Origin of the sequence: Pseudomonas sp. NPDC012596 (genome assembly GCF_042902325.1) — a bacterium.
In the GTDB taxonomy this organism is placed as follows: domain Bacteria; phylum Pseudomonadota; class Gammaproteobacteria; order Pseudomonadales; family Pseudomonadaceae; genus Aquipseudomonas.
In genome coordinates, this window is sequence record NZ_JBIBEB010000024.1 from 37,519 (window position 1) to 62,233 (window position 24,715).

Annotated in this window: 14 protein-coding genes; 5 read left to right on the plus strand and 9 right to left on the minus strand. The window is 64.1% G+C overall.

Going from position 1 to position 24,715, the window contains the following annotated elements; translation table 11 throughout:
- Positions 1-37: 37 nt before the first annotated feature.
- The 5 genes from ACFY68_RS23760 to ACFY68_RS23780 all read right to left on the minus strand — a co-directional run bounded on the left by ACFY68_RS23760 (position 38) and on the right by ACFY68_RS23780 (position 5,654).
- Complete coding sequence (locus ACFY68_RS23760; RefSeq protein WP_387532468.1) at positions 38-1,384, minus strand: hypothetical protein; 1,347 nt, start codon at positions 1,382-1,384, stop codon at positions 38-40.
- A 272-nt stretch (positions 1,385-1,656) separates the two neighbouring features.
- Positions 1,657-2,880, minus strand: a complete 1,224-nt coding sequence (locus tag ACFY68_RS23765) for a hypothetical protein (RefSeq protein WP_387532471.1) — start codon at positions 2,878-2,880, stop codon at positions 1,657-1,659.
- A gap of 72 nt (positions 2,881-2,952) precedes the next feature.
- On the minus strand, positions 2,953-3,315 hold the full coding sequence (locus ACFY68_RS23770; protein ID WP_387532474.1) for a hypothetical protein: 363 nt from the start codon (positions 3,313-3,315) through the stop codon (positions 2,953-2,955).
- Between the two features lie 70 nt (positions 3,316-3,385).
- On the minus strand, positions 3,386-4,291 hold the full coding sequence (locus tag ACFY68_RS23775) for a glycosyltransferase (RefSeq protein WP_387532477.1): 906 nt from the start codon (positions 4,289-4,291) through the stop codon (positions 3,386-3,388).
- Positions 4,281-5,654 (minus strand): lipopolysaccharide biosynthesis protein, encoded by a 1,374-nt coding sequence (locus tag ACFY68_RS23780; RefSeq protein WP_387532480.1) that lies wholly within the window; start codon positions 5,652-5,654, stop codon positions 4,281-4,283. The genes ACFY68_RS23775 and ACFY68_RS23780 overlap by 11 nt, the downstream gene beginning before the upstream one ends.
- Before the next feature lie 278 nt (positions 5,655-5,932).
- On the opposite strand from ACFY68_RS23780, the gene ACFY68_RS23785 reads away from it, so the two are divergent.
- From ACFY68_RS23785 to ACFY68_RS23805, 5 genes are all read left to right on the plus strand, one after another.
- Positions 5,933-6,895 (plus strand): UDP-glucose 4-epimerase family protein, encoded by a 963-nt coding sequence (locus ACFY68_RS23785; RefSeq protein WP_387532483.1) that lies wholly within the window; start codon positions 5,933-5,935, stop codon positions 6,893-6,895.
- On the plus strand, positions 6,892-7,917 hold the full coding sequence (locus ACFY68_RS23790; protein ID WP_387532486.1) for a glycosyltransferase family 4 protein: 1,026 nt from the start codon (positions 6,892-6,894) through the stop codon (positions 7,915-7,917). The genes ACFY68_RS23785 and ACFY68_RS23790 overlap by 4 nt, the downstream gene beginning before the upstream one ends.
- Positions 7,918-7,964: 47 nt before the next feature.
- Entirely contained in the window at positions 7,965-9,962 is a 1,998-nt protein-coding gene (locus ACFY68_RS23795; protein ID WP_387532488.1) for a polysaccharide biosynthesis protein, read from the plus strand.
- Between the two features lie 314 nt (positions 9,963-10,276).
- Entirely contained in the window at positions 10,277-17,779 is a 7,503-nt protein-coding gene (locus tag ACFY68_RS23800) for an SDR family NAD(P)-dependent oxidoreductase (protein ID WP_387532491.1), read from the plus strand.
- Positions 17,780-17,788: 9 nt separating this feature from the next.
- Positions 17,789-19,141, plus strand: coding sequence for an aminotransferase class I/II-fold pyridoxal phosphate-dependent enzyme (locus ACFY68_RS23805; RefSeq protein ID WP_387532494.1), 1,353 nt, complete (start codon positions 17,789-17,791; stop codon positions 19,139-19,141).
- Between the two features lie 212 nt (positions 19,142-19,353).
- Here ACFY68_RS23805 and ACFY68_RS23810 read toward each other — a convergent pair whose 3' ends face one another.
- From ACFY68_RS23810 to ACFY68_RS23825, 4 genes are read right to left on the minus strand one after another with little or no spacing between them, the layout of a single operon-like run.
- Positions 19,354-20,397, minus strand: coding sequence for a phytanoyl-CoA dioxygenase family protein (locus tag ACFY68_RS23810; protein ID WP_387532497.1), 1,044 nt, complete (start codon positions 20,395-20,397; stop codon positions 19,354-19,356).
- A 3-nt stretch (positions 20,398-20,400) separates the two neighbouring features.
- Entirely contained in the window at positions 20,401-22,521 is a 2,121-nt protein-coding gene (locus ACFY68_RS23815; protein ID WP_387532500.1) for a capsular polysaccharide biosynthesis protein, read from the minus strand.
- Positions 22,518-23,087 (minus strand): GNAT family N-acetyltransferase, encoded by a 570-nt coding sequence (locus ACFY68_RS23820; RefSeq protein ID WP_387532502.1) that lies wholly within the window; start codon positions 23,085-23,087, stop codon positions 22,518-22,520. The genes ACFY68_RS23815 and ACFY68_RS23820 overlap by 4 nt, the downstream gene beginning before the upstream one ends.
- 4 nt (positions 23,088-23,091) lie before the next feature.
- A complete protein-coding gene (locus ACFY68_RS23825; protein WP_387532587.1) occupies positions 23,092-24,708 on the minus strand; it encodes a sulfatase-like hydrolase/transferase in 1,617 nt (538 codons plus the stop codon).
- Positions 24,709-24,715 lie beyond the last annotated feature (7 nt).

Below are 24,715 nucleotides of genomic sequence, written 5' to 3' on the forward strand. Positions count from 1 at the left end.
TCGGGTGCGTGCGCTCGACGGGCCTGCTCCGCAATACTTACGTTGCGGAGTATTGCTGGGGCAGCGGCGTCTTCCGCCGCCCAGCCAGGGTCGAACTGCAGATGAACATGGTGAACGCGTAGGGCATCCAAACGATGGGTCGCTGATAGATGCTAAGCCCGAACAGCACGAAGAACAGAAGTACCCACAGGGGGCGCTTGGCGTTGCGGGTGATGGCCAGCGTCAGGGCGAGCATGCCCAGCCCGAACAGCGCTGCGCCGATGAGTCCGAAGTCGGTAAACAAGCGCGTGACGACCTGCGACACGCCTCCATAAACCACGCTGGAATCGGCACCGAGCCCGAACAGCAGCGTGCGGGCATCGGCATCCATATAGCGTGCGAGCAGCTTGTCCATTTCCGGCAGCGAGCGATTGTTGATGTACTGCGTCTGGCGAAGTTCTGACTCGGGCTTCACGATTGACGGCAGCGCAGGCGGAGTCATCACGACGTCGTTGCCTGATGCTGGCTCCGCCGCGAGTTCTTTGCTCGAAGGTGCACTGATTTCTCTGCTCTGCAAAGGTGTTGCATCGGCTGGCGTTTGCACGGCCGTCTGGGCAACGGGCAGGGGGGGAGGCGCGGAGGGCTTGATGACCCCCAGCACCAGAAGCCCGAACAGGCCCAGTGCGGCCAATGGCACCAAGGTAAGTGGCGAGCGGGCCTGTAGCAGGCGGAACGAGAAGCCAATCAGCGCCATGACAATGAAAGCCAGGGAAAACGACAGCAGGCCACCGATGAAGGCGAACAGGAAGGGCAGTGGTTTCAGGCGAAACCGGTTACCCGCCAATAGGAAGGCTGCCAGGGTTCCGACCATGCCGGGCTCGTCATACATGGCGCAGAGTCGATAGAGTTCACCGCCCCATGGCAGTGACAGGTGATTGCCTGCGAGCAGCAGGGCACCTGGAGCATGCAGGTAATAGCCGCCTGCTTCAGCCATGGTCGGGTTCAACAGGGGCACCTTGTCGAATGCGACCGGTATGTTGGCGATGGTGCAAATCGACACGACAATGCCGGGTATCAGGCTGATGGAAAAAATCCAGCCGAACCATTGCAACACCTTACCGCGTCTTTCATCGGAAAAGACCAGGAGTGCCATCAGTGTGGGCAGTACGAAATACCAACGAGTCGTGCTTCCGTCGACCTTTGGGAGCATGCTGATATAGATCACGAACAGGCAAATCAGTACGAACCCGAGTATTTCACGCCTGCGCGGGCGATCGCCCAGTATGAAAGCTGTAACGGCAAGAGCGCCGGAGAGCAGGCCGGCAATTGCCATGTGGCGCAAGGAGTTCCAGAGAAAATAGGGGTTCAGGGTCACCCAGGCGCAAAATGCAAAAAGGGGTGCCACTGCGGCATCAATTGAGGCCGGTGAGCTGTAAGTCCTAATAGCTGCTGTCATCGTAAGGGATCTGCCTGATCACACCTGGGCAGGCCGCCTACCGGAAAGTTATGGCATGCACCAGGCTTTGATGGACGAAGGTTCGCCTAAGTCTGACAGATTCCGGATGACAGAAGTGATACCAAACTACGACGTCTGTCGCTTTTTCACGATGTTCTTTCAGATTTTTTCGGTTGTGCGGAGACCGTTTGCGGAGAAACGGCCTCGCGGGGGCTAGCGAGTCAGAATGCAGGTGCGGGAGAGGCCAGCCTGGATGTGGACCCCGTCAAGATCAACCGCGCCACATACAGTCCACCGATGAACCCTAGCAGTTCGATAAAGAAAAAGAACTGGACCCGGGGGAAGTTGGTCTGGACTACGAGGTAAGCCAAGGCCACACCAATCGCGGCTTGTGTGAAGATATTGCCGATCATCTGTCTTGCCAGCTGCTCTGCCAACAGGCCGGCCACGAACAACAGAGCCAGGCCTGCCATAAGTACAGCCAGATTGTTGCTGTAGAGCAGGATGGCTAAGGGGCCGGGGATCGTCATAAACGTGAAGTTTTCATAGGTCTGATACTGGGCATCCGACATCCGCTGGTAGATCGCCTGCGTTCCGCTTTCCGGGCGCTCCCCGAGGCTGCGCACGAACAACGGCCAGCCGGTGTCAGGATAACTGACCACCGCCAGCACACCTTCGATGCCTACCCAGCGATCCACGACCAGTTTGCTCAGCTCCATGAGCATGCCTTTCCAACGCGCGCGCTTGATTTCGGCGGTCTCCACCAGAGGTGCAACGTCGGGCGGGGCTGCCGGGGTGAGAGCGGTGAAGTGCAGCATAGGGACGGCCGGCGGCATCAGGGCGGCTGCTGCCAAGCTGGACTCGGCAGGGGCGAGCATCATGTTTTCCAGTGCAAGTACGGCAACGGCCGCAGCTTGCTGGCTGCTCGGTTGCTCGGGCGCGCTGTCGATCAACGTGTTGCTGACGATTAGCGTGCTGGTGACGGGGAGGGGCGCTGCGACTGGTTTGGCTTGGGCAAACGAGTGCAGGCGATCGGCAGAAACCATGAGCAATGATGCGACGAATAGTGCGGCGGTAACGAGCAGAATCCTGACCCATTGTGCCATACGAAGAGAGGTGACCAGTTCGCGGCTGTGAGTCAGGTAGACCACGAAAGGCGCGGCGACGTGCAGAATCATCTGCGCTCGGCTGCCCATCGAAACCGCAGTCACTGCACCTTCCAGAATCAGGATATAGAAGAGGGTTTCCAGCTTCATCTTGCGTGCTTGGACCAGCCAGTAGCCGAGCGTGGCCAGCAGAATCAGGTTGCCCCAGGCAATCATGAATGACACCAGGACATAAATGTAGCTGTGCAGTTTCAGAAGTGGTTCTGTGCCAACCTTGAGGATGGCGAACTTGAAGTTGAAGGCGAGCAACAGGGCGGTGAGCACAATTGCCAGCCACATCACTGGCCGCAGCAGCGGGCGGTAGCTGGAGGGCGAAGTGGCCGCGATCGGGCGTTGGCGCGAGGCTATGGTCTAACAGACCAGCAACGTGGCGAAGGCGGTGTTCAAGGCTAGCATGGCGCTGTCCCAGCCCTGCGGGGAGTGGTCGAACAGCCCGATGGGTTCGATGAACTGGGTATCAAGAATGAAATGCAGGACCAGCTTTGCCCAGCAGCCAAGTATCAGAAAAGCCAGCAGGAAGAATGAAAAGAAACTGCTGCGGTTGTTTAGCACACTGCGCACCAGCAGAGCCGCCAGCAACCCATTAATCAGCAAGGAGGGTATTGAGCCGGGGTAGCTGAACGCCGCCGCGATTGTTGCGATGGCAACGATCAGGAGGGCTATTAACTGCAGGTGTCGATTGCCCAGCAGGTGCCCTTGAACGGTCTGAATCATCAACGCGCTCCGATGGTGCTGTTCGGTCAGTATCTTTCCCGGTGTTTGTCGGGCAACAAGTCGATCCTACTCAGGCCTTGGTTTTGGGCCTGCAGATGGTAAGTACGTAACTGACCATCTTGCGCGATATCACCGAGGGCGGGTCGAGCAGGGCCGCCTTGGCCATGCGCGCCATGAACATCGCATAGCGGCCGGAAAAACCATGCATGAAGCCCGACAGCATCAGGGCATTGGCCACCGCCTTGCGCTTCCAGCCAAGGATGGAAGGCGACAGGCCACGGGTCTGGTAAAGACTGTTGATGACGCGAAGTGGTTCGTCCGAACGTTCGGCATTGCAAGGATTGTAAGTGGTCGAGCCCGAGTGGATGCGAAAATCGGCGAGAGGTTTGGCCACGCGCAGGAATGGGCCGTACTGACACAGGCGTAGGAAGAAGTCCATGTCAGGAATATTGCGCAGCCCCGTGTTCCAGCCCCCCACCTTCTCCCACACGGAGCGGCGGAACAGGGCGCCAGGCCCTGGCAGGCACTGGAAATTGGCGATGAGCAGGCGCTCTTCATAGTCTGGGGTCTGAACGGTGCGCACGTGCTTGGAGTCTTCGTCGATGACGCAGAAGTCGGGGTAGGCCAGCACCGCCTGGGGCGCTTTGGCCATGGCTTCGACGATGGCCTCGATGGCGCCAGGATGCAGGCGGTCATCCGCACTCAAGTAGCCCAACAGTTCGCCGCTGCTTTGTTGCCAGCCAAAGTTCATCGCGGCGCTCTGCCCGGCATTGGCCTGGCGATAGCGGGTGAAATTGCCCGGGTGCTTCTCCAGCAGTGCCGGCGTCTGATCGGTCGAGCCGTCGTCGACCACGATCAGTTCGACATTCGGGTAGCTTTGCTGAAGCACACTGTCGATGGCATCCAGCACATACTGCCCGGTATTGTAGGTAGGGATGATGATCGAAACCTTGGGCATCACGTTGCTAGCGACCATAAGTAACCTTTCGACGGTAATAGAAGCGCGCGAACCGACGCAGTGAAGCGTAATCCGCGGTGGTGCTCAAATTGAATATCCGCTTGACGCAGTAGATCTGCGCGATTGACTGGCAGATGCCGCCGAGGCTGTATACCACGGCCAAACCAATGATTCCATAGAGCCACATCGCCAGTAGCCCAGCGCCGATCATGCAGACGCCGCTCAGTACGGAGATGCGCATGGCAACGTGCTGTTTCTGTAGCATCATCAGCACGAAGCCTGCAGTTCCTGCGTATGTCTGCACCAATTGCGAAACGCCCAGTATGGCAAAGATATAGTAGGCATCGGCATACTCGCTGGACCAGACGTGCGACAGCACGAACTGACCACTCACGATGAACAGCAGATAGCCGAAAAGTCCGAGGATTGTCGCTGCCCCGGCGCCCACGCCGAGCACTCGTTGCATGTAGCGTCTCTTGCCGCGTACCCATATTCGCCCGATTGATGGGGCGACCACGGTGTTGATCACCGCCAGCGGTATCAGTACCAGCGCTGCCAGGCGAGAGGCGAGACCGTAGATGGCCAAGCCGGCAGCGTCGCCGAACCAGGCGATGATCCACAGGTCGGCCTGCGCCATCACGAATAGCACCACGGTGGTGGTGAGGTTGGGGCGTGTTTCACGCAGCAGGCTGACATAGCCGATGTTTGTCTGCGGCTTGTCCGAGGATTGTGCACGGTACCAGCGCATGAGGCTGTAGCCGCCAAGCAGTGTCGTGCAACCTGCGCCGATCACGCCAGCGAGAATCACCATGTCCAGGTTCAGATGCAACTCGCCGCGCCATGCCAGAGTGACGGTCGCCGCACTGGCCAGGCTCGCGCCGGTGGTGAGGAAACTGGCCTGGACGAAATGTCCCAGCGCCCGGTGTTGCTCGGAGAGAATGGTGGTCATTGCCGCGAGGATCATGCTGATCGAGACCAGCGGCGCTATGTCATGCAGCAGCCTCAGCAGGTCTGTGCCCTCGTAGCGCGACAGCACCTGCATGAACAGGTTGAAACCGACGGCCACTGCCAGTGTTGAAAACACCGCAAGCAGCAGGCTGCGGCGTATTACCTGCTTGATCTGCCCGCTGTCCCGGTGCCCCTGGGCACTGGAGATGCCAGCAGGGGCGGTGATGCTCAGGCCCAGCTGGCCCAAGGTCGCCAGGGCTGCAATCAGCGACTGGGCCAGAAAGAACAGACCAACCGAGGTCTGCGGCATGGTCAAGGGAATGATGACGCCCGTCAGGGCCCCTGTGCCTAGCAGCAGAAAGCGCCCAAACACTGCGGCAATACTCGCGGCGATCGGGGACGACAGCGCGTTGGTGACTTTCCCTTTGGACATGAGTTCTTATAGGTACCTTGAAGGAGGCAGGGATTCTGTTGTGTTTTGCCAACCCTGTCCATCCGTCCGTGTGTCACTCGGTTAGTGTTATTTTGAAATCATTCACTGAACCTTGTGCCCGACGGGCTGCGAGTCTGGTTATACGTGTGTGGTAGGGTAATGTATTGTCGCACTCGCACTGGCATGCAGAATTTTCTGCAATTAGCCATGCTCACTTTCTTTGTGGCGCGATCTGTTCGATATTGGCAACCCAATAAACCAAGAACGATAGGGTGATAATGAGAGTTATTCTGACTGGCGCATCCGGCTTTGTCGGCGGTGCCGTGTTGCAGGCGCTGAGCCGCAAGGCCAATGTTGAAGTCATTCTGCCCTTGCGTTCATCTCTTCGCGCCCTGCCTGCCGGCGTCATCAGCTACCCGATTGGCGACCTGACGGACGACCAGACCGAGCAGTTGATCACTCACCGGCCCGACGTCGTGGTGCATTGTGCGTCTCGCGTGCACATCATGTCGGACACATCCGACAATCCGTTGGCCGAGTTTCGTCGAACCAATGTCGAAGGCACGCTGGCACTGGCCCGTGCTGCCAGCAACGCCGGCGTGCGCCGCTTCGTCTTTGTCAGTTCTATAAAGGTCAACGGCGAGCAAACGCGGCAGGGGGCACCCTACCGCGCCGACGACCCGCCTTGCCCGGTCGACCCCTATGGCATATCCAAGCTGGAGGCGGAGCAGGGCTTGCTTGCGCTGGGCGCCAAGACCGGAATGGAGATCGTCATCATCCGCCCCGTTCTGGTCTATGGTCCGGGCGTGAAGGCCAACTTCCTCAGCATGATGCGCTGGCTCCACCGAGGCGTCCCCTTGCCATTCGGGGCCATTCACAATCGTCGAAGCCTGGTCGCCTTGGATAATCTGGTCGATTTGATACTGACCTGCATCGACCACCCTTCTGCAGCCAATCAGGTGTTCCTGGTCAGTGATGACGAAGACCTGTCCACCACCGACTTGCTGGCGCGTATGGCCCAGGCCTTGGGCAAGTCCTCCCGACTGCTGCCGATCCCTGCCTGGATGCTAAGCGTCGGCGCCAGGGCTTTGGGTAAAGGAGCTCTGTCCCAGCGGCTTTGTGGTTCATTGCAGGTGGATATCAGTAAAACCCGCCAACGCCTCGATTGGCAGCCGCCGGTCAAGGTCGATGCCGCCCTCCGGGCCACAGCCAGGTTCTATCAGGAAAACGACAAGAAATGATTCTTTTGTGGTCTATCCCCGTTGTGCTGATGCTGTCGTTGCTGATGACCGCAGGTTTGCGCCGCTACGCCCTGGAGCGTAGTGTGATTGACGTGCCTAATGCCCGCAGTTCCCACACGGTACCGACGCCCCGTGGTGGCGGAGTAGCTATTGTGCTCGCGTTTCTTCTTGCTATCACTGGCTTCATGCTGGGCGGCACGTCGCAGATCGACGTCCTGGTAGCCTTGGGCGGCGGCGGCGCATTGATCGCGATAATCGGTTTCATGGATGACCATGGGCATATTGCGGCGCGGTGGCGCCTGCTCGGGCATTTCATCGCCGCAGGATGGATGCTGGCGTGGATGGGCGGGCTGCCGCCGCTGACCCTTCTTGACTGGCAAGTGGACCTGGGCTGGCTGGGCGGTCTCCTGGCGATCGTGTACTTGGTCTGGCTGCTTAACTTGTACAACTTCATGGACGGGATCGACGGCATTGCCAGCGTCGAGGCGATCACGACCTGCCTGAGTGCCGCGTTGCTTTACACGCTGGTCGGCCTTGGCAGTTATGTCGCGCTGCCATTGCTGCTTGCCGCCGCAGTCGCCGGGTTCCTGTTCTGGAATTTCCCGCCAGCGAAGATTTTCATGGGGGATGCTGGCAGTGGTTTTCTCGGGATCGTCCTGGGTGGGCTGTCGCTCCAGGCGGCCTGGCTTTCACCCCCACTGTTCTGGTGCTGGTTGATCCTGCTCGGTGTTTTCATCGTCGATGCGACCTACACACTCATCAGGCGACTGTTGCGCGGGGACAAGGTTTACGAGGCTCATCGCAGTCATGCTTACCAGTTCGCCTCCCGCGAATATGGGCGGCATTTGCCGGTTACCCTGGCGGTCGTCGGGCTCAACCTGTGCTGGCTTCTGCCTATTGCCTTCTGTGTTGTACAGTTCGGCCTTGATGGCGCATTGGGGCTGGTGATTGCCTATATTCCCTTGATTGCCCTGGCGGTCCGCTACCGCGCGGGTACGCTTGAAGAGCAGCATCAGGGTTGAAAAGGCGAGAAGCTGTCAGGGAAAAAAGGAAAGCCTCTAGAGGAGTTATGGAAAAGGTGCGTACTAAACTGCTGGCTCTGCCACGGCGACACAAGCGTCTTCTGCAGGTCATGACTGATATCGTGCTGATATGGTTTGCCTTGTGGATGGCATTCGTTGTGCGGCTGGGCATCGACGATCTGGCCAATCCGATTACCGATCACACCTGGCTCTTCCTCTGTGCGCCACTGGTATCGATTCCGCTGTTCATCCGTTTCGGTCTTTATCGCGCAGTGATGCGCTATTTCGGCAATGACGCGCTGATCGCCATCATCAAGGCCGTGACGCTATCGGCGTTGATCCTCGGTTTCATCATCTACTGGTCCAGCAACCACCAGAATGTCGTGCCGCGCTCAATCACCTTCAACTACTGGTGGCTCAGCCTGATTATGGTCGGCGGGCTGCGTCTGGCGATGCGCCAGTACTTCCTCGGCGATTGGTTCACCACCGCGGTGCAGCATGTCCCCTTCGCTAGCCGCGACGATGGCCTGCCCAAGGTGGCCGTCTATGGTGCCGGCGCTGCGGGCAACCAACTCGTGGCCGCGCTGCGCATGGACAAAGCCATGCGTCCTGTGGCTTTCATCGATGATGATGCGAGCATCACCGACCGCGTGATCGCCGGGCTGCAGGTTTATCATCCGGAGCAGTTGCAGCGGTTGATCGATGTGACTGGCGCCCAGGAAATCCTGCTGGCCATTCCGTCCTCGACCCGCACGCGTCGCCGGGAGATCCTCAACTTTCTCGAAGGGTTCCCGCTGCACGTACGGTCGGTGCCCGGTTTCATGGACCTGGCCAGTGGCAAGGTCAAGGTCGATGATATCCAGGAAGTCGACATCGCCGACCTGCTTGGCCGCGATTCAGTCCCGGCGCAAAGCGATCTCCTCGAGCACTGCATTGTCGAACAGACCGTTCTGGTTACCGGGGCAGGGGGGTCGATCGGCTCCGAGCTGTGCCGGCAGATCCTTCGTCAGGCGCCCAAGACGCTGCTGTTGTTCGACCACAGCGAGTTCAACCTTTACAGCATACTTACCGAGCTGGAACAGCGCATTGCCCGCGAGTCGTTGCCCGTCTGCCTGGTTCCCATTCTAGGATCGGTACGCAACCAGGCACAGATGCTCGACATCATGAAAACCTGGCACGTCGACACGGTCTATCACGCTGCCGCCTACAAGCACGTGCCCATGGTCGAGCACAACATCACAGAAGGGTTGTTGAACAACGTCATCGGTACCCTGCACACGGCCCAAGCCGCCCTGCAGGCCGGCGTTGCCAACTTCGTGCTGATATCTACCGACAAGGCCGTGCGGCCGACCAACGTAATGGGCAGTACCAAGCGGCTAGCAGAAATGACCTTGCAGGCCCTCAGCCAGGAACTGGCGCCAGTACTGTTCGGTGACAGTGGCAACGTATCGCAGGTCAACAAGACCCGTTTCACCATGGTGCGCTTCGGTAACGTGCTGGGCTCGTCCGGCTCGGTGATCCCGCTGTTCCACAAGCAGATCAAGGCCGGTGGGCCGCTGACGGTCACCCATCCGAAGATCACGCGGTATTTCATGACCATTCCCGAGGCCGCTCAGCTGGTCATTCAGGCTGGCTCGATGGGCAAGGGCGGGGACGTGTTCGTGCTCGACATGGGCGAGCCGGTGCGCATTGTCGAACTCGCCGAGAAGATGATTCACCTGTCCGGTTTCAGTGTGCGCAACGAGCGCAACCCGATGGGTGATATCACCATTGAGTTCACCGGTTTGCGCCCCGGTGAAAAGCTGTACGAAGAGTTGTTGATCGGTGACAACGTACTTGCAACGCGCCACCCCATGATCATGAGCGCCAACGAGGACTACCTGCCATGGGATTCGCTCAAGGATTCTCTGCAGCAGTTGCTTGCGGCAGCGTCCAGCGACGACTTCGTACGGGTACGTCAACTGCTGCGTGAAACGGTGATCGGTTATGCGCCTGAAGGCGAGATCGTCGACTGGATTTACCAGCAACGTCGTCTTGAGCCCTGACTGACGGTTGATGCCTGGCCCGCTTTTCCGCGGGCGCAGGCATGAATATTGTCGATTGCCACACCTTCATAGTCCCACGCACCACCCTCAGCCTTTTCCCACCCCCCCAACCCGCGTATCATCCCGTCACAAAATCTGAACCCACCCCACGCCCCCCTCTCGACCCAGTGTCCAGCCCCCCAGCGTGCAAAGCAGCTTCAGATACCACACGATCATCAGCGACACACAACGACCAGCCAGAATCATGGCAAGGCCAGGCATGCCGGCTGTCCGCAGGATGGGACGGTGCCCGATGAGTTTTGAAGGAATGGGTTTTGATTAAGCGTAGACAGGTTGCAATCGTTGGTTGTTCGTACCGTTTCCCCGGCTCTACTGCTGCCAGCTTCTGGCAGAACCTGATGGAAGGGCGTGACCTGGTCACTCAGGTTGACGCGTCGCGTTGGGAGAAGGCCGAGTTCCTGCACCCGGACAAGGCCAACCCTGCCACCAGCTACACCTTTGCCTCCGGCACGCTGGGCGATGTCAGTGCGTTCGATGCGGGGTTCTTCAATATCTCCCCGCGTGAGGCAGGGATGATGGACCCTCAGCAGCGCATGCTGCTGGAGATGTGCTGGGAAACCTTCGAGAACGCTGGCGTCAAGCCGTCGAGCCTGCGTGGCAGCAACTGTGGTGTGTACCTGGGTATCGCCGCGGTCGAGCAGGCCTACCGCCTGGTCGATGACATGGCCTCGATCGATGGCGCCACCGCCACCGGCAACACCATGAGCATCGCTGCCAACCGGCTGTCGTTCTTCTACGACCTGCGTGGCCCGAGCATGGCCATCGACACCGCCTGTTCGTCTTCACTGGTGGCCTTCCACCAGGCCTGCCAGGCGATCATCAGCGGTGATGTGGACCAGGCGGTAACGGGCGGCATCAGCCTGCACATGCACCCATTCGGCTTCATGATCTTCTCCAAGGCCACCATGCTCTCGCGCACCGGGCGTTGCCAGTCGTTCGACGAGAACGGCGATGGCTACGCCCGCTCCGAAGGGGGTGGCCTGTTCCTGCTCAAGGACTACGACCAGGCCGTGGCCGATGGCAACACCATCCTTGCGGTGGTGGCGGCCAGTGCGGTGAATACCGATGGGCGCAAGTCCAGCCTCACCCTGCCTAACGCCGAAGCCCAGGCGGCGCTGCTCAAGCAGGCCTACGCCAAGGCCGGCATCGCCCCCGAGCAACTGGACTACCTGGAAGCCCACGGCACCGGTACCTCGGTGGGTGACCCGATCGAGACCCGCGCCATCGGCGAGGCACTGGGGCAGGCGCGTGGCGCCGGCAACCCGCTGCCGATCGGCTCGGTGAAGAGCAACCTCGGCCACCTGGAGGCCGCTTCCGGCGTCGCCGGCCTGATGAAGGCCCTGAACTGCCTGGCCGAACGCACCGTGCCGGCGACCATCGGGGTCAAGGCGCTCAACCCGAACATCCCCTTCGGCGACCTCAACCTGCAGGTGGTCACCGAACCGCTGGCGCTCAAGCGCGAAGGCCAGTTGACCGTTGGCGTCAACTCGTTTGGCTTTGGCGGCGCCAACGCCCACGTCATTCTGCAAAGCCCGCAGCCTGTGCAAGCCGCAGCCGAAAAAACCACGGCCGCACGGGTGCCGCTGCTGCTCAGCGCCAAGACCGAGCAGGGCTTGCGCGCCACCGCCGAGCGTTTTGCCGCCTACCTGGCCGAGCATGGCGATGCCGATTACTACGATGTCGCCTACCAGGCGATGTTCCGCCGCGATGCCCACGCCCACCGCCTGCTGTTGGTTTGCGACAACGCCGCTGAGGCTGCCCAGGCACTGGACGATTACGCGCAGGACCCAACCCTCAGCGAGCTTAGCGCCGTGCTCGAAGCCGGCCAGGCGCTGGAGGCGGCCAGTGGCCCGGTGTTCGTCTATTCCGGCAACGGGTCGCAGTGGCAGGGCATGGGCCGGGCGATGCTCGACCATCCGCTGTTCGCCGCTGCCATCGATGAAGTAGACACGCTGTTCCAGCCGCTGGCAGGCTATTCGCTGCGTGCCGAGCTGCTGGGCGGCAACGGCGAAGGCCGCTACGCCCGTACCGAAATCGCCCAGCCGGCGCTGTTTGCCCTGCAAGTGGCCGTTACCCGTGTGCTGGCTGCCGAAGGCATTCGCCCGCTGGCGGTGATCGGCCACAGCGTGGGCGAAGTGGCTGCGGCCTGGGCCAGCGGCGCGCTGAGCCTGGAGGATGCGACCCAGGTCATTTTCCACCGCAGCCGCCTGCAAGGCCTGACCCAGGGCACCGGCCAGATGACCGCCGTCGGCCTCTCGGGCGAAGCCACCGCAGCATTGATTGCCGAGCTGCAGCTGGAAGGCCGCGTGGTCGTCGCCGGCGAAAACAGCGCCCGTGGTGCCACCGTTGCCGGTGAAGTCGATGCGCTGGCCGTGCTGGAACACACCCTGGCCGAGCGCCAGGTGTTCGCCCGCCGCCTGGACCTGGACTACGCCTTCCACTCGCCGGCGATGAACCCCATCGAACAGGCGGTGGTCGCCGACCTGGCGCATATCCGCCCGCGTGCCACGCACACCCCGTTCTATTCCACCGTGGTCGGCGGCGAGCTGGCCGGCGAGCGCCTGAACAGCGAGTACTGGTGGCAGAACATCCGCTTCCCGGTGCTGTTCCAGGGCGCGCTGGACACCCTGGTGCGCAGCGGCCTGAACCTGTTCGTCGAGGTCGGCCCGCACCCGATCCTGCGCAGCTACGTGACCGATGTACTGGCCCAGTGCGAGCAGGCTGGCGAGGTGGTCGCCACCCTCAAGCGCAACGACCCGAGCCCGCAGCTGCTTGAGCGCTGCGTCGCGCGCCTGCTGCTTGCCGGTGTCGAGCCGCAGTGGCCCGCGCGCTTCCCGGTCGCCGGTCGCCCAGTCAACCTGCCCAACTACACCTGGCAGCGTGATCACTTCCAGTTGCCGGTCAGCGCCGAATCCTTCGGCACGCTGAGCCGTGAGCGCGTTCACCCGTTGCTCGGCTACCCGCTGGTGGACCAGGCACTGACCTGGGAAAACCGCCTGGATACCCAACTGTTCCCGACCCTGGGCGACCACAAGGTTGGCGAATCCGTGCTGTTCCCGGGCGCTGGTTTTACCGAGCTGGCGCTGGCCGTGGCGCAACTGCACCAGCCGGGCGAGTTCGTCGACATCGAAGAGCTGGAAATCCACAACCCGTTGCTGCTGAGCAGCGAGGGCAGCAAGAAGGTCCGCGTCCAGGTCGAAGAGGCCGACGGCACCCTGCGCATCACCTCGCGTTCCCTGGCCCAGCGTGAAGACTGGGTGCAGCACGTGGTGGCGCGCCTGCCGGGCGAAGCCTGCGGTGTGCTGCTGGGCGGTCGCGCACCGGCGCTGCCGCAGCGCCCGGCCGACTTCAGCGCCGAGCAGCACCTGGCCCTGACCTGCGCCGTCGGCCTGAACTACGGCCCGGCCTACCAGACCGTGGCGGCCGCCTGGGTCGAGGGCCAGCGGGTGCTGGCGCAACTCACCGTGCCTGCGGGCATCGAAGCCGAGCTGGCCGGCCTGCATGTGCACCCGGCGTTGCTCGACGGGGCCTTCCAGCTGATTACCGAGCTGCTGGCCAGCCGCCCGGGCCGCAACAACGGCCTGGCGTTCATCCCGGTCAAACTGGGCCGTATCGCCTTCACCAAGGCCGGCGGCGTGCCGGTGCTGGCCGAAGTGCGTCAGCTCAAGCGCACCGAGCATTCCCTGCTGGTGGATGTGACCTTGTTCGACTGCAACGGCGACGCCGTGCTGGCCATCAAGCAAGCCCGCCTGCGTGCCGTGCGCCTGCAGTACGACCGCAGCGGCGAAATCAAGCGCCTGGGCCATGTCGGCCTGGCGGCGCCGGGGGCGGTAGTGCCGCTGGCGCGGCATGCCGTGGCCGCAACACCGTTGGCAGGCGCCCTGAGCAGCCTGGCGGATGAGCCGGCGCAAGTGCGCTACCTGAACGAGGTCGAGCCGCTGCTCGACGTGCTGTGCGCAAGTTTTGTGCTCGACCTGGTCGAGCAGGCCGGTGGCCGCCTGAGCGCCGAGCAGGTGGCGCTGTGGTCGCAGGGCCAGGGCGATTTCCTTGCCGCCTTGCTGCGCCATGCCGAACACGATGGCAGCCTGCGGCGCAGCGCCGATGGCAGCTGGTTGCTGGCCGACACTGGCGAGCGCCCGTCGTCCGAAGCCATCTGGCAGGAGCTGTTCCAGAGCTACCCAGAATACTTCCAGATCATCCATTCGGTGGGCCGTATCGGCCGCCACCTGCCGGCGCTGCTGGATACCAGCCAGGCGCTCGAAAACCTGCTGCCACGGGAAACCAGCGGTGCCAGCCTGGCCCGCCTGGTGCTCGGTGCAGCAGGCCAGCAGCGCGTGCTGGCCGGCATTGGCCAGGCCTTGGCTGCGCGCCTGGCGCAACTGCCGGCCGGGCAGCGCCTGCGGGTGCTGGAGTTCGGCTTTGGCGGCGCATCGTTTGCCGAGCTGCTGTATGCCGGGCTCGATTTCGACCGTATCGATTACCTGTATTGCGTAGCCGAACCGGACCTGGAGCAACGCCTGCGCGACGATTGCCCGGCGCTGAACGTGCTCGGCCATGAGCAACTGGCCGAGGCTGGCAGCTTCGACTGGGTGCTGGTGCCGACCGACCTCAGCGCCTTGGCCGCCGTGGGCGATGCCCTGCGCCAGGCAAGCGCGCAACTCAACCCGCATGGCCAGCTGGCGCTGCTGGGGCAATACCCGGCACGTTGGGCCGACTTCGTCTTCGGTGCCCAGGCCGACTGGTGGCTGGCAGGCCCGGAGCAGGCGCTGTCGCGTCAGCAGGGCCCGGCGTTCTGGAGCCACGAGCTGCAGCGCCACGGCCTGACCGGGTTGCGAACCCTCGACGCACTGCCGGGCAATGCCTGCGGCAGCTACCTGCTGCTGGCCAACAAGCCGGCCCATGCCGCGCAGGTTGCAGCCCCCGTGGCTGTACAGCGTTGGGCGCTGCTGGCCGAAGCCGGGCAGGGCGCTGCAGAGCGCCTGGCCGCGCAGTTGCGCGAGCAGGGCCAGCAGGTCAGCCTGCTGCAGCCGGGTGATGCCCAGGCGCTCGCCGCCCAGCTGGCTGCACTCGACCAGGCGCCCGAACACATCGCGCACCTGGCCGGTTTCGACAGCACTGCCGGCCTCGATGGCCAAGCCCAGCGCTGCCTGCAGGCCGCCGCGCTGGTGCAGGCCTGCGAATCACTGGCTATCGCCCCGCAGTGCTGGCTGTTCAGCCGTGGCGCTGCCCAGCACCTGTACGCTGCCGACAGCGCTGCCGATGTCGACGCGATCGCCGACGCCGCCTTCTGGGGCTTCGGCCGTACCCTGGCCAACGAGTCGGCCAGCTGCCGCATTCGCTTGCTCGACCTGGCCCACAACGCACCTGTCGAGCTGGCGCTGCCGGCACTGCTGAACGCCGATGGCGAAACCGAGCTTGCCCTCGACGCCGAGGGCCGCCGCTTCGTGCCGCGCCTGCGCGTGCTGGGCGATGCCAAGGCAGCCCGTGCATCCGACGCACAGTGGGTGTGCCTGGGCTTCGACCTGCCCGGCCAGCTGCGCAACCTGCGCTGGGAAGTGCGCGAGCCGCGCCAGCCTGCCGCCGACGAGCTGGACATCGCGGTTCGCGCCACCGGCCTCAACTTCCGCGACGTGATGTTCGCCCTCGGCTTGCTGTCCGATGAAGCCATCGAGAACGGTTTCTCCGGCCCCACCCTGGGCTTCGAGTTTGCAGGCGTGGTGCAGGGCAAAGGTGCCGAAGTGCTTGGCGATTTCGCCCCGGGCGATCGCGTGGTCGGCTTCGGCCCGTGCAGTTTCGCCAACCGCCTGGTGACCAATGCCAACGCCGTGGCGCGCATCCCTGAAGGCATGTCGTTCGAAGCAGCCGCCACTATTCCGAGTACCTTCTTCACCGTGTACTACGCGCTGCATCACCTGGCGCGCCTGGAGCCGGGCGAGAAGGTGCTGATCCACGGCGCCGCCGGCGGCGTCGGCATCGCCGCCATCCAGGTCGCCAAATGGCTGGGGGCGGAGATCCACGCCACCGCCGGCAGCGACGAGAAGCGCGACTTCCTGCGCCTGCTGGGCGTGCACCACGTCTACGACTCGCGTTCGCTGGCCTATGCCGACCAGGTGCTGGCGGCGACCGGTGGGCGGGGTGTCGACGTGGTGCTCAACTCGCTGGCCGGTGAGGCGATCAACCGCAACTTCCGTGTGCTCAAGCCATTCGGGCGCTTCCTCGAACTGGGCAAGCGTGACTTCTACCAGAACACCCGCATCGGCCTGCGCCCGTTCCGCAACAACATCAGCTACTTCGGCATCGACGCCGACCAGCTGATGAGCGAACGCCCGCAACTGACGCGCCGGCTGTTCGGCGAAATGATGGCGCTTTTCGAGCAGGGCATCCTGCACCCGTTGCCGTTCCGCGAGTTCGACGCCAACCAGGTGGTCGAGGCCTACCGCTATATGCAGCAGGCACGGCAGATCGGCAAGGTGGTCGTTACCTACGGCAACCCCATCGAGCAGACCGTCGACACCCGTGAACAGCCGCAGCGTGCGCTGCAGCTGGCGGCAGATACCACCTACCTGGTCACCGGCGGCCTCGGTGGTTTCGGCCTGCGTACCGCGCAATGGCTGATCGACAAGGGCGCCCGTCACCTGGTGCTGCTGGGCCGCCGCGGCCCGGCCAGCACCGAGGCGCAGCCGCAGCTGGCGCTGTGGCATGCCCAAGGCCTCGATGTGCAGGCCGTGGCCTGTGACATCACCGATGCAGCCCAGCTGCGCGGCGTGTTCGAACGCATTGCCGCCAGCCCGTGGCCGCTGCGTGGCCTGGTGCATGCCGCGACCGTGATTGACGACAGCCTGATCCGCAACCTCGACCCCGAGCAGATGCAACGCGTGCTGGAGCCCAAGGCCAAAGGTGCGCAGTACTTGCACGCGCTGACGCAAGGGCTGGCGCTGGACTTCTTCGTGATGTTCTCGTCCGCCACCACCCTGTTCGGCAACCCTGGCCAGGCCAACTACGTGGCTGCCAACCACTGGCTCGAAGCGCTGGCACGGCACCGTCATGCCCAGGGCCTGGCGGCAACGGCCGTGCTGTGGGGGGCGATCGACGACGTAGGTTTCCTTGCCCGCAACAGCCAGATCAAGGATGCCCTGCAAAGCCGCATGGGCGGCGCCGCGTTGCGTGCAGATGCAGCTTTAGCGCAGCTCGAAGCCATGCTGCTCGACGGCGACAGCGGGCAGGGTGTGCTGGAGCTCGACTTCAAGGCGCTGGCGCGCTTCCTGCCGAGCGCCAACACCCCACGTTTTGCCGAACTGGCCCGTGCCCACGGCGGCGATCAGGACGACGACAACGATGGTGAGGACATCCAGCGCATGCTCGCCGAATTGGACGACACCGCGTTGCTGGAGCGTTTCGTCGAGATGCTCAAGCACGAGGTGTGCGAAATCCTGCGCCTGCCGCCTGCGCGCCTGGACACCCAGCGCCCGCTGCAGGAGCTGGGCCTGGACTCGTTGATGAGTGTGGAGCTGGTGGTCGCCCTTGAGGAGCGCTTCGGCATTCGCCTGCCGGTGATGGAGCTCAGCGAGAGCTCGAGCATCGATAAGCTCAGCGTGCGCCTGCTTGAACTGTTGCGTGGCGAAGCCGGCAATGGTGAAGAGCAGCTGGCGCAGAGCGTGCTGGCCCGACACGGCAGCGAACTTAGCGCCGAGCAGGTGGCTGAGCTGAATGCCGAGCTGGCCGATGCCAGTGTGGCGCCCAACCGTCTGATTGATTAAGAGCCAGAGATGACTGCCAAAACCCCTACCGGCCTTGCTGGCGACACCAAGCAACGCCTGATCCAGCAAGCGCTGGCGCGCCGCAACAACGGCACCGGGCAGGAAGCGCAAAGCGCTACCCTGGAGCAGGCGCAGCAGGCTGCACTGAAGGTGCCCGAAGCGTTCTACCGCTTCGACCAGCACCCCGGTTACCAGCAGCTGCGCGTGATGCAGCAAGGTGCTGCGCGGCTGGGGTTGAGCAACCCGTTCTTCCGCCTGCACCAAGGCACCGCCGGCGCGCACACCTGCATCGGCGAGCGTGAGTACCTGAACTTCGCCAGCTACAACTACCTGGGTTACTCCGGCCACCCGCGCGTGGCCGAAGCAGCCAAGGCCGCCATCGACCGCTACGGCACCTCGGTGTCGGCCAGCCGCCCGGTGTCGGGTGACCGCCCGCTGCACCGCGAGCTGGAGCGTGAGCTGGCCAAGCTGTATGACGTGGATGACGCGGTGGTGATGGTCAGCGGCCATGCCACCAACGTCACCACCATCGGCTACCTGTTCGGCCCGCGCGACCTGGTGGTGCATGACGAGCTGATCCACAACAGCGTGCTGCAAGGCATCCAGCTGTCCGGCGCACGCCGGCTCAGCTTCGCCCACAACGACTGGCAGGCACTGGACCGCCTGCTGGGGGAGCAGCGCCAGCATTTCGAGCGCGTGCTGGTGGTGGTCGAAGGCATTTACAGCATGGATGGCGACTACCCTGAACTGCCGCGTTTCGTCGAGCTCAAGCACAAGCACAAAGTGTTTTTGATGGTCGACGAAGCGCACTCGCTGGGGGTGATGGGCGCAACCGGCAAGGGTATCCGCGAGCACTTCGGGCTGGCGGGTGATGCTGTCGATATCTGGATGGGCACGTTGAGCAAAACCTTGTCCAGCTGCGGCGGTTACATCGCTGGCAGCACGGCGTTGATCGAACACCTCAAGTTCCTCGCGCCCGGCTTCCTGTACAGCGTCGGCATGCCCCCGGCGGTCACGGCGTCAGCCCTGGCGGCGCTGCAGCTGCTGGCCGAAGACCGTGAGCGGGTTGCCCAGGTGCAGGCACGTGGCGAACTGTTCCTGCGCCTGGCACGTGAGGCTGGGCTGGACACCGCGACCAGCACCGGGCTGGCGGTGATTCCGGTGATCACCGGCAGTTCGTTCAAGGCAGGGCGGTTGTCCAGTGCCTTGTTCGAACGGGGTATCAATGCCCAGCCGATCCTGTACCCGGCGGTGCCAGAGCAGTCGGCGCGGGTGCGGTTTTTTGTGTCTTGCGAGCATAGCGAAGAGCAGATTCGGCATACCGTGGCGGTGGTGGCCGAAGAGATGGCGCGGCTGGGGTGAGCAGGGCCGGCCTCTTCGCGGGGCAAGCCCGCTCCCACTAGGTTTGCGGCGGGCTTGCGGGCTTTGTTGTCTGTGCGACAGCGCAGCCCGAAGGGCTGGGTAATCTCCCACCGATACTCCGCCGCCTTCAAGGTGAGCGGCATACCTCTGGGAGCGGCGGTGCGGCGATCCGACTTGCCCCGCGAAGAGGCCGGTGAAGTCAGCCAGGCACTTCAGATATACGGCGCCTCATAAGCATTCAACTGCTCCACAAACCGCCAGTGGCTCTTCTTGTCGAACCCCATCCACCGCTTCAACCGTATATCCCACCGCATGTGGTGGTTGGCAATACAAGGCAATGCAAACAGGTGTGCCCCGCGCCACGGAATGAACGGGTTACGCCGCAGGCTGGCGTAAATCTCCACCCGGTGGCTGGCCTTGTGGCTGGCGCAGCGGGCGTGGAAGCCGGAGGTGTCGGCGACCACCAGCGTATTGGCCGGCACGGCAAAGCGCCGCGGGGCTGGCAGGCCCAGGGCGGCGAGTTGCGGCGCGTCGATGCGGAACGACCCTTCACGGTGCATCTGCTCGGGCGAGCGGGCGGCGTCCAGGCTCTGGCGGTATTCCCAGGCCAGGCGCTCCGGGGTCAGGCGGTGCGAGCCCGGCACGTAGCTGAACGGGCCCTGGTCATCTTCCACGTCATCCAGGAACAACCAGGCCTTCGCCGTTGGGTGGAAGGTGTCGGCGTGCAACCGGGTTTGCGGGTCATGCTCGGCATTGGCAGCGTCGATCACGATCGACTGCAACTGGTAGGTGATGCCGCCAGTATTGGACGACGCATAGGCGATCAGGTCGCGCACCCCGCGGTCCGCCACGAACGCCGCACTGGCCGGGTTGGCCGCCAGCACGTCCTGGTCCAGGCTGACGCGCCGGGTGACCGCACGCCCTTGGCGCATTTCCCAACCCGTGCTGCGCAGGGCCCCCAGTTCGGCACGCAGTGCAGCGAACTGCTCGGCCGGCAGGGCGTTTTCACGGATGAAAAAGCCATTGTGCTCGAAGTGCTCGCGCTCGCCGGCATCCAGCCGCGCGGCCAGCGCCTGGCGGCGGTAGCCGGCCATGGCCATAGCCAGTTGCCGGCGCTGCACGTGCAGGCCCCAGGCGTTGAGGCGGGCGCTGCCGAGCACCGGGTTGTTCTCGAAGGATTTCGCGTGGGTAGCCAGTTGCAGGCAATGCCAGGGCAATGCCGCATAGCGGCCGACGCCCTTGATCGATACAGGCATGGTCTAGTCCTTTGACGGGGCCAGCGGCCGGCCGCAGCCGAGCATGGTCCGGGTGTAATTGAGCAACGGCGCCACTCGCGGGTGTTCGGCCAGCCGCACCGGGCGTGGCGCAGACAGGCAGGCGAGGGCGTGCCAGGCATCGCAGGGCAGGGCTTGCTGGGCGTCGGCATAGCGCGCATAGCGCAACAGGGCGCCGGCCACCAACTGGTCCAGGGTCAGGCGCCGGGTACGGCGCGGCAGCGGCTGGTGATCGCGGGTCAGGCCCCAGCCGGCATAGAACGGTGTGCCATAAGCCACCACCGGCAGGCCGCGCAACAGCGCTTCAAAGCCAGCGGTAGAACTCAAGGTATGCAACTCATCGACCTGGCCATACAACCCGGCGATGTCGGCCCCGGCGAGCACCTGGTCGGCCAGCACGGCAAGCTGCTGTGCGGGCACCTGGCCCTGGCGCTTGCCGGCTTCGACGTCCGGGTGCGGCTTGTACAGCACCCAGGCATGCGGCAGCGCTGCGCGCACCTGCTGCAACAGGCGCTGGTTGCAGCCGGCACCGCCGCCACTGCTCAGCGCCGACGCGTCATCCTCGACCTGGCCGACCACCAGGACCCGGCGCTGGCCCGGGGCGCCGAGCAGGGCGGGTGATGGGCCATGGCGCAGGTTGAACTTGCTGGTGCCGCTGGCGACGATGCGGGCACGCAATTGCGCAGCCTCAGCAAGGTCGGCAGGTGTGAATTCGCTGTGCTCGAGCAGCTGCTCCAGGTCGCTGGTAGACGCGGCGTCGTAATGAATGCCACTGCGGTCGAGCACCAGCGACAACGCCGGGCTGTTGTTCACGCCCAGCCCGGTGGAGCGCATGAAGCCATCCTCCACCCGCCATACCGGCACGCCGGCGGCCTGTGCACGTTCAGCCAGCCCCGCTGGCTCTCGCGCCGCCCACACCAGCAACCGGCCCCGTTCGGCCGCCACCTGGCGCACCAGCTCGGGCCCGTCCACGGCAAAGCGCAGTTGGCCCCAACGGCTGGCAAAGAAGCGGCGGATGTTGTGCTGCTTGTGGCGCTTCACCCCCAGCACCGTGGTGGCCCCGGCAAACTCGGCATCTCGGGCTTTTTTCGCCGCCAGCTGGCGGGCCACGGTCAGCGCGTCGGTCAGCGCACCGGTGAGCGGGTCGACGTAGCGGCAGTAGCGCACGTAGGCGGCGGCTACCAGCTGCACCAGGTCAGGCCGGGCCTGGCGCCGGGGGATGGCCATGCGGTCGTCGGTCAGGCCCCAGCCGGCGTAGAACGGCAACCCGAAACAGGTCACCGGCACGCCTTGGATCAGCGCCTCGAGCCCGGCCTGGCTGGTGCCGATGTACACCCGCCGCGCACGCCTGGCCAGCGACGCCCAGGCGACCGGGCGTGCCTCAAGCGTTACCCCACGGGCCTTGGCCGCCGCTAGCAGGCAGCTGGGTTTTTGCCCACCCAGGCAGTCCGGGTGGATGCGCACCCGCACATCGGCGTCGGGGTTTTCCGCCAGGGCGGTGTCGAGCATGCGCACATAGTCCGCTTCACACAAACCGCCACCAGGGATCGAATAATCGCCGGCGGTCTGGTCGACCACCAGCACCAGCGGCCGCTCGCGGCCCAGCGGGTCATCGGCGGGCAGGTCCGGGGCGTTGTTGTACTTGCCGATGCCACTGCTGCGCATCAGCGCGATCAGCGCGCGGGCGCAGGCCAGTTCGTCTTCACTCAAGGCCTCGGGCTGCTGCAGGATGTTTTCCAACAGCGAGGGCCGGTCGGCCAGGTAGTGGATGCCGATCGGGTCGACCACCATCGACATCGGCGTGTCGCCTTCGATGCCGAGCGACGACGAGCGCAAGAAGCCGTCTTCCAGGGCGATGTAGGGCAGGTTCCAGCGCTGGCACAGCACACGGGCATGGGCCGACGACTGCTTGTAACCGATGCCGGCGATGGCCTTGAGCCCCTTGGGCGCTTGACGGCCCCGGCGCCACAGCCAGAAGGGCGGGCCTTCCGGGCCGAGGAACTGCGGCAAGTGCAGCACCTTCCAGGCCACCCATTGCGACATGATGCCAACCCAGCCGGGGCCTTCGACCAGCGCCTGCAGGTCTGTTTGCAGGGGATTGGTCATGGCAGCACCCGCCACATGCCGCGCACCGGCGGGAACGGCACCCAGCGCTTGCGCCGCAGGGCAAAGCCGTTGTGCAGGTACAGCCGCCGCGCCCGCGGGTTGTCCAGCGGCACTTCCAGCTCGATGTGGGCAAAGCCAAGGCTAGCCGCGTGCGCGCAGCAGGCCTGCACCAGCGCCGAGCCGACGCCGTGGTTGCGCGCGGCCTTGTCTACCCGCAGCCCGTACAGCAGGAACGGGTAGCGCCACTCGCGCAGCTCACTCAGGCAAAAGCCAACAAACCGCACCGCGCCGCTCAGCACCCCGAATTCACGCAAAAACGGCCGCCAGTGCAAGCCGAACGGCCCACGCCGGCCATGCTTGAACGCGGCAAACCCAACTGCCTGCTCGCCATCGAAGGCCAGCAGCACACGGTCCCAGTGAATGCCCGCGCCCAACAGGCGCAGGCGGCAGGCCGCATTGCCGAGCAAAAACGCCAGCGAGCCGCGGCCCTGGCTCAGCAGGTGGGCCAGGGCAGGGTCTGCGGCACGCTCCGGTGCCAGGTCCGATCCCAGAACGATATGCACCACGTTGTCAGGCGACCCCGGCGGCGGCCGTGCGGGGCCGGGCGCCGGCCACCGGTGCCTGGGCCTGCGCAAGCAACGCGCTGGATAACGCTTCGACGCGGATCGGGCAGGGCTGGCTGCCCGGCTGGCGGCGGTTGGACCAGACCAGGTAATCGGTGTCGCCTGCGGGCGCGCCGATGGCCTGGTACACCTCGGGCAAAATCGGCACATGGTCACCGAAGAAGCACAGCAGCGCCTCGTTGGGCTGGCCGAGCAGTGTGTTTCGCAGCATGCCGAGCATACGGTCGGCGTTGCCGATGTGGCGCAGGTAGGGCGCGAGGTCTGTCATGCCCGGTTGCAGCGGGCGGTCGAACCAGCTGGGCAGCTCGTGGTCGCTGACGCTTTCCAGGTGCAATGGGCCGTGGTTTTCCATGGTCACTGCGTGGATGAACAAGGGCTGAGTGCGGTCGGGTGCCTGCAGCAAGGCGCGGATTTTCTCCGCCACGGCGCAATCGCCAATGAACGGGCCGGCTTTTTGCGAGGCGTCGAACGCCCGCACGTCGATGAACTCATCAAAGCCCAACGCCGGCAGCACCTTGTCGCGGCCGTAGAAGCTGCCGTCGTAGGGGTGGATGCACACCGTGCGGTAGCCCAGGGCCTTGAGCCGCGAAGCGATGCTCGGCAGGCCCTGGCGGGCAAGCACGCGGTAAGGGTTGAAGCGGTGCACGCCCAGGCGCTCGGCCGGGATACCGGTGAGGTAGGCGAACTCGGTGCGTACCGTGTTGGCGCCCCAGGCCGCGACCTGCAGTTTGCCGTGGGCCAGGGACTCGCTGGCCAGCTGGTCGAACTGGGTAAGGACCTCGCGGCGTACGCCGGGCCAGAGGTCGCGCACGTCGAAGAACGATTCGCTCTGGATGGAGATCAGGTCGGTTGGCAGATTGGGTTGTGCCAGTGCCGGCCCTTTCGCGGGGCAAGCCCGCTCCCACAAGTGCTGCATCGCCGTCAGGTCCGATGCCGAACCTGTGGGAGCGGGCTTGCCCCGCGAAGAGGCCGGCATTGCTTCAGCCGAAAACGGCGAGCCCAGCGCAGCCTTGTCGACTGCCGCCCTGGCCGCCCAGAAGTAACGCCACAAACTGGCCGCCAACCCCCAGGCCAGCAGGTCTTTTTCGGCATTGAAAGTAGGCGTGACCCGGCGATGCCCCAAACGCAACAGCCCCAGCCCCACGGCCAATGGCAGCAATGCCTCCAGCCGCGCCTTGGGCACTTCGAAACTCAGCCCAGCCCACAGGTAGGCGAGGAACCCGACCGCCAGCACCGCCGCCTTGCCAAACCCGAAAAAAGGCAGGTACAGGCGCGGAAACTTCACCGCATCGCTGAAATATTCGAAATCCGCACACACGAACGGCTCACGCAGCGAGTGGTACTTGGAGTTGCTCACCAGCACCACCAGCAGCCACAGCAACAGCAAGTTCACACCGCTGAACAACGGCCGCGCCGTCAAGGCGTAAAGCAGCCCGAAACCCACGCACCACAGGCCCGTGTGCAACAGCCAGCTACTGGCCGGGCGGCGCAGGCCGGGGCGGGGTACCAGCAGGCGTTCCACCAGCACGGTCAGGCACAGGCCGGCCAAGGCAACCGGCAACAAGGCAACA